Genomic DNA, 17697 nt, shown 5'->3' on the forward strand with positions numbered 1-17697 from the left:
GGGGTGCGGCACCGAAAGCGGGAGCGGGACCGCTGCCGGTGCCGTCACCAGACGGGCTACGCCGTGGTGATTTCACCGATCAGGTTGACCTCGAGCGCTTCCCGGATCCCGGCGGCGTCCACGTCACTGCTCACCAGGTAGCCGAGCTTGGCGAGTGCCGCCTCCAGGGTCATGTCGCCGCCGCCCAGCACGCCGGCGTCGGCCAGTGCGGAGCCCACGGCGTAGCGGGAGAGGCTGACGGAGCCTGTCTGGCACTGGGTGATGGCCAGGACGGGCGTTCCGGCGGCCACGGCCGCAGCGAGCGCGTCAACGAAGCCCGGCGTGTTGACCGGCGCGGTTCCGGCGCCGTAGCACTCCATGACCAGGCCGTCGGGGTAGCAGGCCAGGGCCGTGCGCACGTTTTCGGTGGTGATGCCGGGGAACACGGGAAGCACGCCAATGCTGCGGGCGTCCCCGCTCCCCCGCCCCGCCCGGCCGACGACGGCGCCGACCCGTGCGGGGTCGCCCACCTCGGCGAGGGGGCGCGGGGAGGCAAATCCGGCCATGCTTTCGCTGGAGTACTTGCTGACGCGGACGGCAGGGTGCAGCTCGTGGTTGAACGCCACCCAGGTTTGCCCCGTGACGACGCCGGTGAGCACGTCGAGCGCGTATTCAAAGTTCGACGGCGCGTCGCTGCCGGCATAGCCGAGCGGCAACTGGGCGCCGGTGAACACCACGGGCACGGCCAGGTCCGCGAGCTCGAAGGCGACGCGGGCCGCCGTGTAGGCGAGGGTGTCGGTGCCGTGGATGACGAGCACGCCGTCATAGTTGGCGCCCCCCGCCCCGGCTGCGACATTGCTGCGGATCTCCGCGGCCAGGTCCACGGCGGTTTGCTGGGTTGACTCCGCGCTGTCGATGATCTTCTCCAGCTTGACGTAGCCCCAGTCCAGGGCCGTGCCGCGGCGTGCGTCGTAGTCGCCGATCAGGGCCGAGATCTCTTCCTGGAGCTCGGCGTTCGCCTCCAGGCCGGCGCCCAGGTCGTGCATGCCGAAGGTACCGCCCGTGTACACGATCAGCAGGCGGGGATCGGCGCCGTCGTCGTTGGTGGTGTGGCCGTGGCCGGGGACCGCCAACAGGGCGTCAACGTGCTTTTGCGCCAGCGTCCGGGCCAGCAGGTCCGAGACGTCGATCAAGGTCTTGCCGGCCTGTTCGCTGCTCACGTTGATCAGCGGCAGCTCGGTGCAGGCCTGCAGCACCACGGTGCTCTCGAGCGAAGCGGCCAGTGACAGGAAGGCCTCCTCGATCTGCGGCGTTGACCCGCCGGCCACCTTGACGTCGTAGATGAGCCTGTGCAACTCATTCTCCGCCGGGATTTCCAGCGGGAAGTGCCCGGCCAGCGACGCATAGGAGGACCAGTGCGCAAGGTCCATGGTCTGCCGGCTGCCCAGCAGGGCCACGCTTTGCCCGGAATCGGTGTCCAGCCGGTGCAGTTCTTCAATGACCACCTGGGCGGGCGTGATGAGCCTGGCGCTCAACCCCAGCGCGTCCAGGCGGTCGGCGTAGTAGTTGAGCGTGTTGCAGGCGATCACGTAGTAGTCCACCTGCGGGGCCATCTGCCGCGCAGTGCGCTCCAGCGCCAGCCACACCCGTTCTTCCTGGGTTTCCAGCTCCATGGAGTGGCCCAGTTCCGGCACGGAGGCGATGATCACGAAGGGGGCGTCGGTATCGCCCTGGTAGAGCTCGCCGAGCATGGCCCGGTTGTGCCGGAGCACCTTCGACCACAGGTCGAGTCCGGCCTCGGGGCCCGAACCGGTGATGATGCCGAGCCGGGCCACGCGGGGTGCGGAACTCTTTGTTGCTGTATTACTTTTCAAGGGGTCCCTCGTCAACGGTGCCGCTGCCGGAGCCGCCGGCAACGCTGGTCAGTGCATCGGGGTTGATGCGTTTGCGGATGCCGTACCAGCCGATCACCATCGCAAGCACCACGATAGCGAAGACGCCCAGGGTGATCCGGCCAACCTCGGCATCCATGGCCATGAGGATGACCACCATGGCCAGGAAGACCAGCGTCACCACATTGGTGATGGGGGCCAGCGGGAGCCGGAAGGTGGGGCGGACAACCTCGCCGCGCTTGGCCTTGCGCAGGAACAGCCAGTGGCAGACCATGATGGACACCCAGGTGCCCACGATGCCGATTCCGGCCAGGTTGAGCACGATCTCAAAGGCCTTCTCCGGCACGAAGAAGTTCAGGATGACGCCGGCCACGCCGATGGAGCTCGTGATCAGGATGCCGCCGTACGGGACGCCGGACTTGTTCATGCGCTTGGCGAACTTGGGGGCGGTGCCGGCCATGGCCATGGAGCGCAGGGTGCGGCCGGTGGCGTAGAGCCCGGCGTTCAGGCTGGACATGGCAGCCGTGAGGACCACGATGTTCATGATGTCGCCGGCGCCGGGGATGCCCACGGCGTTCATGACGGTTACGAAGGGGCTTTCGCCGGCAGAGTACGCGTTCCACGGCATGAGGAGCGTGAACAGGACCACCGAACCGGCGTAGAAGAGGATGATCCGCCACATGATCGAGTTGACGGCCTTGGGGATCACGGCGCGCGGATTCTCGGACTCGCCGGCCGCAACACCCACCATCTCGGTGCCGCCGAACGCGAAGACCACGCCGAGCGCAATGGTGAACATGGGGGCGATGCCCTTGGGGAAGAACCCGCCGTTATCGGCGATCATGGACAGTCCGGGAGTGTGCCCGGCAATCTGGGAGCCGGTGACGATGAAGAAGATGCCGATGAGGCCGAAGATCACGATGGCGCCGACCTTGATGATCGCGAACCAGTACTCCATCTCACCAAAGAGTTTCACGGAGATCACGTTCATGACCACCACGATCAGCAGGGCGGTCAGCGCCAGCACCCATTGCGGGATCGAGACGAACATCGACCAGAAGTGCACGTAGAGCGCAATGGCCGTAATGTCCGCGACCACCGTGGTGGACCAGTTCAGGAAGTACAGCCAACCCACGGAGTAGGCGCCCTTCTCCCCCATGAATTCACGGGCGTAGGAGACGAACGCGCCCGACGACGGCCGGTACATGACGAGTTCACCCAGGGCCCGCACCACGAAGAACGCGAACGCGCCGCAGATGATGTAGACGATGGCCAGGGACGGGCCGGCGAGTTCCATGCGGCCGCTGGCGCCCAGGAACAGGCCGGTGCCGATGGAGCCGCCAATGGCGATCATCGACATGTGGCGGCGCTTGAGCCCCTTGTGGTAGCCGGCGTCGCCGATGTCCACGGCCTGGGATTGCGGACTGCTGGCTTGCAGAACGTCCTTGTTCTCGGTCATCAGATACCTTTCGACTCAGAAAAAACTTCGGAAATAATCGTTCGCTTCCCCAGAAGCTGCCTAGCTGCCCAGTTGTCGAGCTGTCGGACAGATTATTAGTTTCGTAGTTTAGGGCGAAAGTGCTCCAGAACACAAGCACGTACTCCTAACCACCCCTTGGATGACGTGCACCACGGCGGCGCGGACCCGTCTGGAGCCCTCCCGAAGGCCTCCCTTTTGGCCGTCCCGCGGGCCCGCGCCCACCCCTCCAAATTGACTGTTGTTGCGGGGGCTTCAATACTTAGGAGCATGACAGTGACTGCCGGTCCGGCCAAGTATGGCATCGAGCGCATCAGCGCCACGGAGGCCGTTTTCCGTGCCCTCACGGCCATGATCCAAAGCGACCGCTACGCCGTGGGTGACAGGCTCCCGGCCGAGCTCGCACTGGCCCGCGAATTCGGCGTCAGCCGTTCCGTGGTCCGCGAGGCCCTGCACGCCTGCGCCACGCTGGGGCTGACGGAAACGCGCACCGGAAGCGGCACGTTCCTGCTGGCCAAGACCCAGAATTCACAGCTCGTGTTTGGCGACTTCAGCGCCCGGGACCTGATCGAGGCCCGCCCCCACATCGAGGTGCCCACGGCAGGCTATGCCGCCGAACGCCGCACCCCGGACCAGCTGGCCAATCTGCACCGGATCCTGGCCAAGCTCGACGCCACGAAGGACCTGCACGCCTGGGTCAAGCTCGACGGCGAACTGCACGTCGCGATCGCCGAAGCCAGCGCAAACCCCGTCTTCCTGTCCGTGGTGGCCTCCACCCGGCAGGCCCTGGACATCCAGTCCGAATTCCTCAACGTCACCCAGGCACGCCAGCACGCCTCGGACATTGAGCACGCCGAGATCGTGAAGGCCATCGAATCCGGCTCCGCCGAACAGGCCCGGAACGCCATGGCCAACCACCTGCGCCAGGTGGCCGTGGCAGTATCCAACATCGACGCCGCGGCGCACTAAGGCGACTGCCCTTTGCGGGCCCCCTTCACGGGCCTTGCCAAGCCGAGCAGGATTCAAGAAGCGCCACGCGACTCCCCACCTAGAGTTGAGCTCAACAAGCTGAACCGGGCCAACAATGGTCCTCAAACCTAGGAGTCGTCATGGCCGGAACACCCACCGAAGGCATCAAGATCGTCCTGCACCCCGTCAGCGACCTGGCGGCCGCCAAGACGGTGTACTCCGCCCTGCTGGGCATGGAACCGCAGGCCGATTCCCCCTACTACGTCGGCTACGACGCCGAGGGCCAGCACATCGGCCTCGTGCCCAACGGCGGCCCGCAGGCCATGAAATCGCCGGTTGCCTACTGGGCCGTGCCCGACATCGACGCCAAGCTTGCCGAGCTGACGGCGGCCGGCGCCACCGTGACCGAGCCCGCCCACAATGTTGGCGGCACCCGTTGGGTGGCCAGCGTGACCGATCTGGACGGAAATGTCCTGGGCGTCGTCGAGGACAGGTGAGCGCCGCCGTCGAACGTCCCCGGCGATAAAGTAGACAGCAAACACCCCGCACCAGAGAAGCGAGAGCCCATGAGCACCGACACGAGCACTGACCAGCAGCAGCCGGCGCCGAGGATTGCCGACAGCCACGATTTGATCCGGGTGCAGGGCGCGCGCGTGAACAACCTCAAGGACATCAGCGTTGAGATTCCCAAGCGCCGCCTGACGGTGTTCACGGGGGTCTCGGGCTCGGGCAAGAGTTCACTGGTATTTGGCACCATTGCGGCCGAGTCGCAGCGGATGATCAACGAAACGTACAGCACGTTCGTCCAGGGATTCATGCCCACGCTGGCCCGGCCCGATGTCGATGTGCTCGAGGGGCTGACCACGGCGATCCTGGTGGACCAGGAGCGGATGGGTGCCAATCCGCGCTCCACGGTGGGCACGGTGACGGACGCGAACGCCATGCTGCGGATCGTGTTCAGCCGGCTCGGCACCCCGCACATCGGCTCGCCGCAGGCCTACTCCTTCAACGTGCCCTCGGTCAGCGGGGCGGGCGCCGTCACGATCGAAAAGGGCGGCCAGACCGTCAAGGAGAAGCGCACCTTCAGCGTCACGGGCGGCATGTGCCCGCGCTGTGAGGGCCGCGGCGCGGTGTCCGACTTTGACCTGGGTGCCCTATTCGACTCCGAAAGTCGCTCTCGGAGGGCGCGCTGACGATCCCCGGCTACAGCATGGACGGCTGGTACGGGCGCATCTTCGCCGGCTCCGGCTTCTTCGACATGGACAAGAAGCTGGGCAAGTTCACCAAGAAGGAACTCAACGACCTCCTCCACAAGGAGCCCACCAAGATCAAGGTCGAGGGCATCAACCTCACCTACGAGGGCCTGATCCCGAAGATCCAAAAGTCCATGCTGTCCAAGGACCGCGACGCCATGCAGCCGCACATCCGCGCATTCGTGGACCGCGCCGTGGTGTTCCAGACGTGCCCCGAGTGCGACGGCACCCGGCTGGCCGAGCTGACACGGTCCTCCAAGGTCCACGGGCTGAACATCGCCGACGTCTGCGCCATGCAGATCAGCGACCTCGCCGCCTGGGTCCGGGGCCTGGACGAGCCGTCCGTCGCTCCCCTGCTCGGCGCCCTCGGCGACACCCTGGATTCCTTTGTCGAGATCGGGCTGGGCTACCTGAGCCTGGACCGGCCGTCCGGCACGCTGTCCGGCGGTGAGGCGCAGCGGACCAAGATGATCCGCCACCTCGGCTCCTCGCTCACGGACATCACCTACGTTTTCGACGAGCCCACCATTGGCCTGCACCCGCACGACATTGCCCGGATGAACACGCTCCTGCTGCAGCTGCGCGACAAGGGCAACACCGTGCTGGTGGTTGAGCACAAGCCGGAGGCCATCGCGATCGCGGACCACGTGGTGGACCTCGGTCCGCGCGCCGGCAGCGGGGGCGGCGAGGTCATGTTCGAGGGCACCGTGGACGGCCTGCGGGCCAGCGGCACCCTGACCGGCAAGCACCTCGACGACCGCGCCACACTGAAGACCACGGCACGGAAGGCAACGGGCGCCCTTGAGGTGCGCGGCGCCAACACGAACAACCTGAAGAACGTCGACGTCGACATCCCGCTGGGCGTCCTGACGGTCGTCACGGGCGTGGCAGGCTCGGGCAAGAGCTCGCTGATCCACGGCTCCGTGGCCCGCCGCGAGGGCGTTGTCTCGATCGACCAGGGCGCCATCAAGGGCTCGCGGCGCAGCAACCCGGCCACCTACACGGGCCTGCTGGAGCCGATCCGCAAGGCGTTTGCCAAGGCCAACGGAGTGAAGCCCGCCCTGTTCAGCGCCAACTCCGAGGGCGCCTGCCCGGTCTGCAACGGCGCCGGCGTCATCTACACCGAGCTGGGCTTCATGGACACGGTCTCCACGCCCTGCGAGGAGTGCGGCGGCAAGCGCTTCCAGGCCCTGGTGCTCGAGTACAAGCTCGGCGGCAGGGACATCAGCGAGGTCCTCGCCATGTCCGTGGCCGAGGCCGAGGAGTTCTTCGGCTCGGGCGATGCCAAGATCCCCGCCGCGCACAAGATCCTGGCCCAGCTCAACGACGTCGGACTCGGCTATGTGAGCCTGGGCCAGCCGCTGACCACGCTGTCCGGCGGTGAGCGCCAGCGCCTGAAGCTGGCGATGCACCTCTCCGAGAAGGGCGGCGTCTATGTCCTGGACGAGCCCACCACGGGCCTGCACCTGGCCGACGTCGAAAACCTGCTGGGCCTGCTGGACCGGCTCGTGGAATCCGGCAAGTCGGTCATCGTGATCGAGCACCACCAGGCCGTCATGGCCCACGCGGACTGGATCATCGACATCGGCCCCGGCGCCGGGCACGACGGCGGTTCGGTCGTCTTCGAGGGCACGCCGGCCGACCTCGTGGCCGGCAAGTCCACCCTCACCGGCGAGCACCTGGCGGCCTACGTCGGAGCGTGATCCCCACCCGCTCCCAAACCTCGTTCCTCGGTTCGGGGCCCTCGCGGGCGTGGCCACAGCGGGCAGTTAGTGCGCAGCTGATGTGGTTTACAACTTTGGAAACAGCATCAGCTGCGCACTCACGGCGCCGCCCCCAGTCCGCTCATAGCCTTTGTCTATGTAGATTCGTATTATTCATTATTGATTGCAATGTCATCTGTTTATAGGCTCGCCTAGGACGGCAGTACGGGCGTACGGCCCGGGGCCACGGTCCCGCCGCTCCAGGACAGAAAGCAGACTTTGATGAAAACGCGCGACGTGCGCAAGGCCGGATCCGGCACAGCGGCGGCAACGGGACAGCAGGCACCGGGCACCCGACCGCCGTCGCGCGCCAAGGAACTGTACTCCGCCGTGGGACCCGTCTACTTCCCGCTCGCCTTCATCAGCCGGCTCCCGTTCGCCATGACGGTGGTGGGGTTGCTGACCTTCACCGCCAGCGTTCGCGGCTCAATCGCCGAGGCCGGACTGGTTTCCGCGATCGCCGGCGTCGGCACGGCCGCCGTGGGTCCAATGGTCGGCTCGCTCGCGGACAAATACGGCCAACGCCGCGTGCTGCTTTCCTTTTCCGCGGCCAACGTCGCGGCCCTGGTCGCCTTCCTGTTCCTGGGCTACGCCGCAGCCCCGCTCTGGGCCATCGGCGCCGTGGGATTCCTGATCGGCGCCAGCGCCCCGCAGGTTGCCGCGTTCTCCCGCACCCGGCTCGTTTCACTCGTCATGAAGCGGACGTCGGGAGCCCACCGGGTCCGCATGCTCTCGCTCGTCATGAGCTACGAATCCGTCGCCGACGAAACCGCCTTCGTGCTGGGTCCGGTGGCCGTGGGACTCGCCGCCACGGCGCTCGGCGCGGGCGCACCCTTGGCCGTCGCCGCCGCCATCGCGGCCGTGTTCGTGGTCTGGTTCGCCCTGCACCCCACCGGCAGCCCCGAGGAAACGCACGACGACGGCCACGCCAAGGCCGACCACGCCGCAACGGAGAAAACCAGCATCTTCAACCCCGCCCTGCTGATCCTGCCGGTGGGCATGTTCCTGGTCGGCGCCTTCTTCGGCTCCACCCTGACCGCCCTGACCGTGTTCATGAAGGACCAGGGCATGGAACTGTCAACGGGCATCGTCTACGGTGGCATGAGCATCGGCTCGGTCATCACGGCCATCCTGATCATCTTCGCCCCCGCCCGCTTCAAGCTGCACGCACGCTGGCTGATCTTCGCCGCCCTTGCGACGGCGGCCGGCGCCTCCCTCATGGCGGCCACCACCGTGGCAACCATGTCGATCGGCCTTGCCGCGGCCGGCGCGGGCATCGGCGTAACCATCGTGACGTTGTTCAGCATTGCCAACGAACGCACCCCGAAGGGCCGCACCACCACCGTCATGACCATGTTGGCCAGCGCCTTGATCGTGGGCCAGGCCCTCTTCACGGCGCTCGGCGGAACCATTTCCGAGACCTTCGGCTCGCGCCCGGGCTTTGCCCTGGCCGCAAGCGCCGCCCTGGTGCTGGCCCTGCTCAGCCTGGTGAGCCGCAGGCCCACGTTCAGGTCCCGGTCCGGCTCTAGGAATCCGGGCCGGGGAACGGCCCACGTGCCCCGGGCCTAGATCTTTCCCAGGGCCACGGCCTCTTCGCGGATCAGCTTGCGCAGCATCTTCAGTTGCGGACGGACATCGCTGCTGCGCCACTGCATCTCCAGGGCAAGCGTTGCGGGGACGGCCAGGGGCAGGGTGCTCAAATCCTCCGACATGTGGCCCACCATCGACGCCGGGACCAGGGAGAAGGCCCGCGCCTCGGACAGCAGGTACCGCCGGGAGCCGACGATCTTTGGCGGGCTCACCAGCACCATGGGGCTGAGCCCGCGTTCGGTGCACAGCTGCAGCAGGAAGTCGTAGTACGCGGGATTCTGCTCGCGCGGCCACAACAGCAGCGGCAGGTCGTGGAGTTCCTGCAGTTCAATGCTCTCCCCGCCGGCCAGCGGGTGCGCCCGGCTCACGGCCACGAAGACCTGCTCATCGGCGATCGTCGCCTTCGTGAATCCGGGGATCTCGTCAAGGAAGCGGCCCAAACCAATGTCGCCGCGCTCGGACGCCAACGTCGAGGACACCTGTCCGGTGTCGACGGCGGATTCGGAGATCTGGACCTGCGGCAGCACGTGCTCGGCCCGGCTGATGACGGCGGGCAGCAGTTGGTTGACAACGCTGGGCGAGGCGACGATCACCGCAGTGCGCATCCGGCTTTCCTCATACAGCTTCACCCGTCCCACGAGGCTGGCGGCCTGGGCCATCAGCGCCCGGCCCTCCTCCGCCATGACTTCGCCGGCCGGGGTCAGCGACGCGGATCGGCGGGATCGATCGAAGAGGGACAGGCCCAGGGTCTTCTCCAGCCGGCTGATTTCCTGGCTCACCGTGGGCTGCGAAATATGCAGTGCCTCGGCCGCCCGGCCAAAGTGCAGCTCTTCGGCAACGGCCACAAAAATTTCCACCTGGCGCAACGTTATTCCCATAGGCAAAGTCTATCAAAAACCAAATAACTGTTTCTGGATTCAACTTGATCCGCTCGGTAGCGTTAACGTCATAGCCCCACCAGATTTCACCCACTGAAGTACCAAAGGAAGAGTTCTCCATGAATTCCAATGCCATTTTCGTTTCCGAAGAAGTCCAGGCCGCCGTTCGGGAAAACCGTCCCGTCGTTGCCCTTGAATCCACCATCTTCACCCACGGCCTGCCCCGCCCGCGCAACCTTGAAGTTGCCCTCGAAGCCGAGGCAAGCCTGCGCGCTGCCGGCGTCACCCCCGCCACCATCGGCGTCTACAACGGCGTACCCACCGTTGGCCTGACCACCGAGCAGATCACCGAACTGTCCCAGGTGGACAACATGGACAAGGTCAGCCTCCGCGACCTGCCCGTCGTCAGCGCCCTGGGCGTCCACGGCGGCACCACCGTTGCAGCCACCGCCTTCCTGGCACACCACGCCGGCGTCAAGGTCTTCTCCACCGGCGGCCTCGGCGGCGTGCACCACGGCGCCAGCGAAACCTTCGACGAGTCCGCCGACATGACCACCCTGGCCCAGGTACCGATCGTCGTCATCTCCGCCGGCGTAAAGTCCATCCTGGACGTTGCCGCCACCCTGGAGCGCTTCGAAACCCTCAACATCCCGGTCATCGGCTACGGCACCACCAAGTACCCGGGCTTCTACGTCTCCGACTCCGGCTTCAAGGTCAACTACGCCGTGAAGAACACCGACGAGGCTGCCAAGATCATCAACGCCCGCGACGACCTGGGCCTGCCCCAGTCGGTGCTGTTGGCCAACCCAGTTGCCGAAGACAAGCAGCTCCCCCGGAAGAGCTCGAGGACATCCTGGCCCGCGCCTGGAGCGAAGCCGAAGCCCAGGGCATCAGCGGCAACGCCAGCACCCCGTTCCTGCTTGACTTCATCCAGCGCGACACCAAGGGCCGCAGCCTGGAAGTCAACATCGACGTTTACCGCGGCAACGTGGCCCTCGGCGGCCAGCTCGCCACTTCGCTGACCAAGTAAGGACCAAAAAATCGTGTTGGGAATCATTGGAGATCTCGTTGAAGACGTCATCGTGTGGCTTGCTGAGCCGATCAGGCACGGCACCGACACCGATGTGGAGATCTTCCACACCCGGGGTGGCAGCGCGGCAAATGTTGCCAGCTTCGCCGGCCACCTCGGGCCAACACGATTCATGGGCTGCGTCGGGGAAGACTCCCTGGGCGACTCCCTGGTAAAGAACCTCGCAGACCAGGGCATCGACGTCGTCGTCCAGCGACGCGGCACCACCGGTTCCATCGTCATCCTGATCGACCAGGACGGCGAACGCACCATGCTCCCGTACCGCGGCGCCGCCAAACTCCTGGAGAACGTTCCGGACGAGTGGCTCGACGGGCTTGAGCTGCTTCACGTGCCCGGTTACACCTTCGACGGCGACCCCGTGGGCAACGCTGTCACGGACCTGATCCGCCGGGCACGCCAGAGGGGCATCCTGGTCTCCATCGATGCCTCCTCCACAGGCATGTTGGCCCATTACGGGGTCGAGAAGTTCCTGGACCTGATGACGGAACTGCGTCCCGATTTCATCATCGGCAACCAGAGCGAGTCCGAGTTCCTGGGATTGGCCGTCAAGGGCGAACCCGGACCGAACTTCTCCCGGCTGCCGGGCACCATCATTGTCACCAAGGCCGGCGCAGACCCCACCGTCGTCCTGCAGGGTACGGAAGCAAAAATCACCGTACCCGTCCCGCCCGTAACAGAAGTGCGGGACCTCACCGGCGCGGGCGATGCCTTCGCCGCAGGTTTTCTTTCAACGTATCTCGCCACGTGGGACCTGACGGACGCCTGCGTTGGAGGACACTCCAACGCAGCCCGCGTCCTCAGCTCCCCCGGCGCCTCCATGGCGGACTAAGTCCGTCCACCCACCACCGTGGAGTTTCCACCTTAGTAAAGGGTTCCAATGACGCACCCGCTGCACACACGCAACAAATCCTCGGTCCGGGATTCCGGGGCAACCGACACCAAGGGCATCGTCTCGCTCATGGTGGCGCTGCTGGCCGCCTGCATCGCATTCCAGCTCAATGCGAGCATGCTCAGCCCCGTTCTTGTGACGATGGCTGCCCAGCTCCACACCACCGAGGTCACCGTCGGGCTGTCCCAGACGGCGTTCTTCACCAGCACGGCCCTGTTTGGCCTGTTCCTGCCCCGCCTCAGCGACATCGTGGGCCGGCGGAAGATCCTGGTCCTGATGGTCGGCGTCATGGTGCTGGGCTCCATCCTGGCCGCCTTCGCACCGAACATTACGGTACTGATCATTGCCCGTGTCATCCAGGGCATCTCCGGCGCCATCGTGCCGGTGTGCCTGATGGTGCTGCGCAGCAAGGTCAAGGATGCCAAGCAGTACGGCACCCTCATGGGCTTGGTCACGGCCGTCAACGGCGGCATTGCCGGCATTGACGCCTTCGCCGGCGGCTTCCTGGCCACCAACTTCGGTTTCCGGTCGATCTTCTGGGTCATTGCCGCCGTCGGACTTGTCGCCGTGGTTCTGGTGGCCCTGTTCGTGCCCGACACCCGGCCTTCGCAGGGCGTCCGCATGGACTGGTGGGGCGTGCTGGCACTGGCCGTCACCATCCTGTTGCTGCAGACCGCCGTCAACGAACTCGGCAAGGGCTCGGCCGCCAACTTTGGGCTGACCGCCGGGCTGCTGGTGGGCGCCGCCGTGGCGGCTGTGGTGTTCTGGCGGATCGAGGGCGCCGTGCGCCAGCCCCTGGCCACGCCGGCCCTCATGAAGCAGCGCTCCACCTGGGCGATCCTGCTGACCACCATGCTGACCATGACGGGTGTCTTCGCCACCGTGAACGGCCTCGTCATGTCCGTGGCCCAGAACACCGAGGTGGGCTTTGGACTCCAGGCCGACTGGGCGTCGCTGATCCTGCTGACCCCGTACGCGCTGCTGGGTTGGGTTGCCGGCCCGTTCTCCGGCCGCCTGGCCTCGACGCTGGGGTACCGCACCATCCTCCGCATCGGCCTGGTGGGCAGCACCATCGGCATCCTGGTGCTGGCCCTGGTGGGCACGCACAACCTGGTGTTCCTGGTGGGCGCCACCTTGCTCCTGGGTGTCACGTACGCCGGCATGGGCAACATCATGCTCAACGGCCTGGGTGTGGTGCTCTCGCCGCTGGACAACCCCGGGTTCCTGCCCGGCATGAACTCCGCGGCGTTCGGCATGGGCGCCGGGCTCAGCTTCGCGATCCTGCCGGCCATCCAGGCGAACGCCGGGGCCGGGGTCTCGGGTTACACCCTGGCCATGCTGGCCGGTGCCGGCATCACCGTGGCGGCCTTCCTGGTGTCGCTGCTGATCCCCGCGCCGTCCGATGCCGGAGTGGAAGTACAGAAGGCATAAGGAGCTTGCGGCGGGTGCATCCGCCGTGAGAAAGGGATCCCCGGGATTCAGCGTGGAAGGGTTCGCCTCCCCACGCTGAGGCCCGGGGATCTCTGCTGTTAACATGACAAGGACATCCCCGGGCGGTTCACAGCCGCCCGCGGGATTCACGAGAGTCAGGATTGGTGTCAGGAATGTACGTAAAGATCTGTGGTTTGCAGACTGCCGAAACCGTTGCCGCGGCCGTTGATGCCGGCGCAAATGCCGTGGGATTCGTATTTGCCCCGGGCAGTGCGCGGACCATCGGCGCGGAGCTCGCCCGCGAGTTGGGCTCTGCCGTCCCGGCGGACGTCGAGACGGTGGGCGTATTCCGCAACCAGCCCATCGACGAGGTCCTGGACATTGCGCGGGCGGCTTCGCTGACTACGGTTCAGCTGCATGGCAAGGAAACCCTGGCCGACATTGTGCGGGTGCGTGAGGCGGGGTTCCGCACGTTGCGGGCGTTCTCGGCCGCATCCTATGCCGCCCTTTCCACCGAGGAGAAGCTGGCGTGGGAGTCCGAGCGGATCCTGCTCGACGCTGTTGAGCCGGGTGCCGGTGTGGCGTTCGACGCCGGCCTGATCGACGGCGGTGCACCCGAGGGTTTCTGGTTGCTGGCCGGCGGACTCAACCCGGACAACGTGGCCCAGCTTGCCGCGGCCCTGCGCCCCGACGGGGTGGACGTGTCCAGCGGCGTGGAATCCAGCCGCGGCGTCAAGGATGTGGGCTTGATCCGGTCGTTCATCTCCGCTGCGCGGTCCGCCGGGTAGACGTCTTTTGGCCTACCTTGTGATCCTGGCCAGCACGACGACGGCTGTGCCGGCCAGGAGGAACAACGCCGGCACGATGTACGGCAGCCGGGCGACCGCCAAGGGTCGCCACCGCACGAGGCCGGTCCGTTCAAGGGCACTGAACAGTGCGGCCACGGCGACGGTCAGGAACGGGATGATCGGGGCCAGCACGTCGATCCCGGCCGGGATGGACCCAGCGTCGGCGGCGAATGCGAGGTACCAATACAACAACATCGCCGTCAGCACCCCATGGCCCAGAAACACGAAGGCCACCGCCACAGTGGGAGCCACAAAGGCTCCGGACCGGTTCCTGCCCGTGGCAAGAAAGACCAGCAGGGCCAACGACGCCACAAAAACCAGGGCCGGGAGAAGGCCGCTCATGGCGAGCGGGCCGGAGTCCCTGCGCTCAAAGAATGCGGTGGAAAAGGTCGCCGGCACCAGGACAACTGCAATGAACGTCATTCCGAACGTGATGCCGGAAAGCGTTGCCACCACCATTTCGGAGAGTCGCATGGGCGGAGGGACGGGCTCGGAGGTCAAGGGCGCGCCCGCTTTTGGGCGATCAAGTACGCCTGCGGTGTCTTTTCATCGCGGTCCGGCCCGCGGACGAGCTTCGCTTCCAGCTTGAATCCCGCCTGCTCCAGCATCGTTGTGACGCGCTCCGGGTCCATCAAGAAGGCGTCGTAGCTGACGTCGTGACCGTAGGCGCTCCCGATGTGCCGGCCGGCGTCGCCCACCTGGAAGGCCAGGAGCAGAAAGCCGCCCCCGGCCAAAGCCGCGTGGAAGGAATCGAGCACGCCGGGCAGGCGCTCGGGCGGGGTGTGGATCAGGGAATACCAGGCGACGATTCCGCCCAGGGACCCGGGATCGGCATCGAGGGCCTCGATGGTACCGACTTCGAAGTCAAGCCCGGGGTGCGCCTTGCGCGCCACCTCGATCATGCCCGGAGACAGGTCCATGCCGGCGGCGTCCAGTCCAATGGACGCCAGGTGGGCAGTGATCCTCCCGGGCCCGCAGCCGGCGTCGAGCACCTTCACGTTGCCGGTGCCGACGACGCGCTCGGAGAAGGCCGCCACCATGACCCGGTCATAGACCTTCTCGGCCATGAGGTCCCGGAGGAGTTCCTCGTAGCTGGCGGCGACGGTGTCGTACGCGGCGCGGGTGGCAGTCACATCGAGGGGCTCATCCATAGCTTCGATCGTAGCGGGGCGGCGAGTGCCGCCCCGCTCCAAGGCCCGGGATTCAGGGCGCCGTGGCGGCACGGGCCGTGCTTGCCGCAATGGGCAGATCCTGCAGGAGGAACGCTTGGAGGACATGGTAGATATCGGGTTTCCCGGACCACATTGCATAGCTGGGACGGTTGTCGGAATCGAGCAGGTGGTGCCAGCTGCCGTGGTCGGCGTCCACAAAATGGCTCTCCGCATGGCTCGTCCACGCATGCAGCTCATTTGCGTAGCGCCCGTCCCCGGTGAGCCTCCACCACGTTGCGGCGGCGGAAATCGCCTCGGCCAGCACCCAGTGTGGGCGGTCGCGGATGACCGGCGTCCCGTCCCATGCCACCGTGTAGACAAATCCGTCTTTGCCATCAACGGCCCAGCCCTGCCGGACGGCCGTCTCGTAAAGTCCTTGTGCGGCTTCCCGGAGCCAGGCCGGGGGCACGTCAAAAGTTGACTCGAGTTGCAGCAGGAGCCGGCTCCATTCGAAGAGATGGCCAATGGTCATCCCATAGGGGTGGAATACATCGCGGGGGTTGTCCACGTTGAAGTCGGGCAGCGGCATCCAATCCGCTCCGAAGTGTTCGTTGAGCCACCAGTCCGCGGACCTGGCGCGCCTATTGATGAAGTTCTCCGCAATCCGCAGTGCGCGATCCCGCCACACCGCGTCCTCCGAGTAGCCGTGGAGCGCCAGCATCGCCTCCAGCCCGTGCATGTTCACGTTGGCACCCCAGTACGCTTCTGCTGAGGTAAATTCCCTGTCCCACGATTCAATAAGTGCATTGTCGTCCTCGGACCAATACTTGCTCTCCAGCACTGCCCCGGCCCGCTCCGCCAGTTCGTGGGCGCCCGGAATCCCTGCCGTCGCCGCGGCCGTTGCCGCCAAGACGACAAAGCAGGCGTCGTAGGCGCGCTTCCGGCCCGACTGCGGCGTGCCGTCGAGCGAGCCGAAGTAGCCGCCCCAGGAATCATCGTGGAATTCGCCGGAGAGGCGGGCTACGCCGTGTTCGGCGAAACGCCGGGCGTCCGGTACGTCCAGCAACGCCGCAATGCTGAAACTGAAGGTCATGCGAGCCGTCACGAAACATGCAGGAGAACGTGCCGGCTCCACGACGCCGAAGCGGTCCAGGAACCCAAAGCCGTCCGGCAGCATGGCCGCCCTGGCGAAACCGATCAGCGCCTCAACGTCCTTGTGACGGGCAGCACTCAGGGAAGTGGAAAGCTGGCGCATTGGAGGGCTCTCGTTCGTTGTCGGTGGAGCAGTCGTGGGCGTGGTTTCCCGTCACACCGGGAGCGGCGTTACCGAACCACCAGGGACTGGCAGGACTGGCGTTCAATCAACGTGACCGGCAGGACGTTCTTGCGGCGGAACTTCCTGGCCGGCGTCGCAATGCGGTCAAAAATGCGTTCGGCGGCCACCCTACCCACATGCCGGGGATCCTGGTCGATGACAGACACCGAGGGCTGGAGCACATCCGCCATGGGGAAGTCGCCAAAGCTGATGAGGGCAATGTCGGTCCTGCCCAACGCCTGCAGGGCGGGGAAGACGCCCGTCGAGAAACGGGCGTTCGACGAGAAGATCGCCGTGGGCGGCTCCTGCAGTTCAAGGATTGTCTTACAGACCTGCGCGGCCGCGTCGGCGTCGCGCGATCCGAGCGCAATCAGGTCCGGATCGACGTCCAGGCCGGCGGCTTCCAGGGCGGCCAGGTAGCCGTCCAGGCGCAGCTTGGTGGTGGGCACCGCCGTCGAATCCCCCACGATGGCTATGCGGCGATGTCCGTGCTCGATGAAATGCGTGGTCGCCTCGAAGGCCCCGCCAAAGTCGTCCTCCACGAAGTAGTCGGCCTTGAGCTTGTTGGGCGCACGGTCAATGCACACGATCGGGAAACTGTCCTGCCAGCGGGCCAGATAGGACTGGTCCTCCGCGATCGGGGCAATGATGAGCCCGCCAATTTGATGGCGGATGGTGGTTTCAATGATGCTTCGCTCCAGCGACGGGTTGTCCCCCAGGCTCGTGACCACAATCGCCATGTCATGTTCGCGCGCCGCAAGTTCAATCCCCTTCGTGACGGCGGCGAAGAACGGGTCCGCGACATCCGGGACCGCAATGCCGATGACGGCCGACTTCCCCTCGCGAAAGGTCCGCGCCATCATGTTCGGCACATAGTTCAGTGCCAGCATGGCCGCCTGCACGCGTTCGCGGGTGTCGTCCGTGACGTGCGGGTCGTCATTGAAGACTCTGGAAACCGTCTTGGCGCTTACCTTCGCGCGAGCGGCCACGTCCTGCATGGTAGTCACTGTTCGGCTCCTTCATCGTCCCCAAGTGTTCTTCTCACGGCCAGGCCACACGCATGACGCACCTTCCAAGGTATGTCATCGGTGACAAATGGCCGCCCACCCCATCCTGCCTGATGTTTCGGATAACTACAAGCACCTCATGACATCGATGACATGAATTTCCGA

The 17697-nt window shown here is 66.0% G+C and carries 13 protein-coding genes and 2 pseudogenes; 8 read left to right on the forward strand and 7 right to left on the reverse strand.

What is annotated here, in order from left to right; all coding sequences use genetic code 11:
• Positions 1–56: 56 nt before the first annotated feature.
• Together AL755_RS17880 and AL755_RS17885 are read right to left on the reverse strand one after the other, a co-directional pair.
• Positions 57–1853 carry an asparaginase domain-containing protein gene (locus AL755_RS17880; protein ID WP_150117158.1) on the reverse strand — a complete coding sequence of 599 codons (1797 nt, stop codon included), beginning with the start codon at positions 1851–1853 and terminating at the stop codon, positions 57–59.
• The gene (locus tag AL755_RS17885) at positions 1843–3330 is read right to left on the reverse strand and encodes an amino acid permease (protein WP_054012157.1); all 1488 of its coding nucleotides are present in this window, start codon (positions 3328–3330) and stop codon (positions 1843–1845) included. The genes AL755_RS17880 and AL755_RS17885 overlap by 11 nt, the downstream gene beginning before the upstream one ends.
• 288 nt (positions 3331–3618) lie before the next feature.
• Between AL755_RS17885 and AL755_RS17890 the strand changes: the two genes are divergently transcribed.
• The 4 genes and pseudogenes from AL755_RS17890 (at position 3619) to AL755_RS17905 (ending at position 8902) form a co-directional block, all read left to right on the forward strand.
• Positions 3619–4317, forward strand: coding sequence for a FadR/GntR family transcriptional regulator (locus AL755_RS17890; RefSeq protein WP_054012158.1), 699 nt, complete (start codon positions 3619–3621; stop codon positions 4315–4317).
• Positions 4318–4457: 140 nt separating this feature from the next.
• Positions 4458–4814: a VOC family protein gene (locus AL755_RS17895; RefSeq protein ID WP_054012159.1), complete on the forward strand. Its 357-nt coding sequence runs from the start codon at positions 4458–4460 to the stop codon at positions 4812–4814.
• A gap of 69 nt (positions 4815–4883) precedes the next feature.
• Positions 4884–7273, forward strand: a pseudogene (locus AL755_RS17900) (ATP-binding cassette domain-containing protein).
• A gap of 282 nt (positions 7274–7555) precedes the next feature.
• On the forward strand, positions 7556–8902 hold the full coding sequence (locus tag AL755_RS17905) for an MFS transporter (RefSeq protein WP_054012160.1): 1347 nt from the start codon (positions 7556–7558) through the stop codon (positions 8900–8902).
• Here the strand turns inward: AL755_RS17905 and AL755_RS17910 are convergent.
• Positions 8899–9801, reverse strand: a complete 903-nt coding sequence (locus AL755_RS17910; protein ID WP_082369397.1) for a LysR family transcriptional regulator — start codon at positions 9799–9801, stop codon at positions 8899–8901. The genes AL755_RS17905 and AL755_RS17910 overlap by 4 nt on opposite strands.
• A gap of 119 nt (positions 9802–9920) precedes the next feature.
• Between AL755_RS17910 and AL755_RS17915 the strand changes: the two are divergent.
• The 4 genes and pseudogenes from AL755_RS17915 (at position 9921) to AL755_RS17930 (ending at position 13999) form a co-directional block, all read left to right on the forward strand.
• Positions 9921–10831: pseudogene (locus tag AL755_RS17915) on the forward strand (pseudouridine-5'-phosphate glycosidase).
• 13 nt (positions 10832–10844) lie between these two features.
• The gene (locus AL755_RS17920; RefSeq protein WP_054012162.1) at positions 10845–11720 is read left to right on the forward strand and encodes a carbohydrate kinase family protein; all 876 of its coding nucleotides are present in this window, start codon (positions 10845–10847) and stop codon (positions 11718–11720) included.
• Between the two features lie 48 nt (positions 11721–11768).
• Positions 11769–13211, forward strand: coding sequence for a uridine transporter UriT (uriT, locus tag AL755_RS17925; protein WP_202813529.1), 1443 nt, complete (start codon positions 11769–11771; stop codon positions 13209–13211).
• A gap of 173 nt (positions 13212–13384) precedes the next feature.
• Complete coding sequence (locus AL755_RS17930) at positions 13385–13999, forward strand: phosphoribosylanthranilate isomerase (protein ID WP_054012163.1); 615 nt, start codon at positions 13385–13387, stop codon at positions 13997–13999.
• Positions 14000–14011: 12 nt separating this feature from the next.
• Here the strand turns inward: AL755_RS17930 and AL755_RS17935 are convergent, their stop codons facing one another.
• The 4 genes from AL755_RS17935 to AL755_RS17950 form a co-directional block, all read right to left on the reverse strand.
• Positions 14012–14533 carry a hypothetical protein gene (locus AL755_RS17935; RefSeq protein ID WP_054012164.1) on the reverse strand — a complete coding sequence of 174 codons (522 nt, stop codon included), beginning with the start codon at positions 14531–14533 and terminating at the stop codon, positions 14012–14014.
• A 23-nt stretch (positions 14534–14556) separates the two neighbouring features.
• Positions 14557–15210: a class I SAM-dependent DNA methyltransferase gene (locus tag AL755_RS17940; RefSeq protein WP_054012165.1), complete on the reverse strand. Its 654-nt coding sequence runs from the start codon at positions 15208–15210 to the stop codon at positions 14557–14559.
• A gap of 52 nt (positions 15211–15262) precedes the next feature.
• A complete protein-coding gene (locus AL755_RS17945; protein ID WP_054012166.1) occupies positions 15263–16465 on the reverse strand; it encodes an AGE family epimerase/isomerase in 1203 nt (400 codons plus the stop codon).
• Positions 16466–16533: 68 nt separating this feature from the next.
• A complete protein-coding gene (locus tag AL755_RS17950; protein ID WP_237762741.1) occupies positions 16534–17523 on the reverse strand; it encodes a LacI family DNA-binding transcriptional regulator in 990 nt (329 codons plus the stop codon).
• Between the last annotated feature and the right edge of the window lie 174 nt (positions 17524–17697).

Origin of the sequence: Arthrobacter sp. ERGS1:01, from assembly GCF_001281315.1 — a bacterium.
Classification (GTDB): Bacteria; Actinomycetota; Actinomycetes; order Actinomycetales; family Micrococcaceae; genus Specibacter.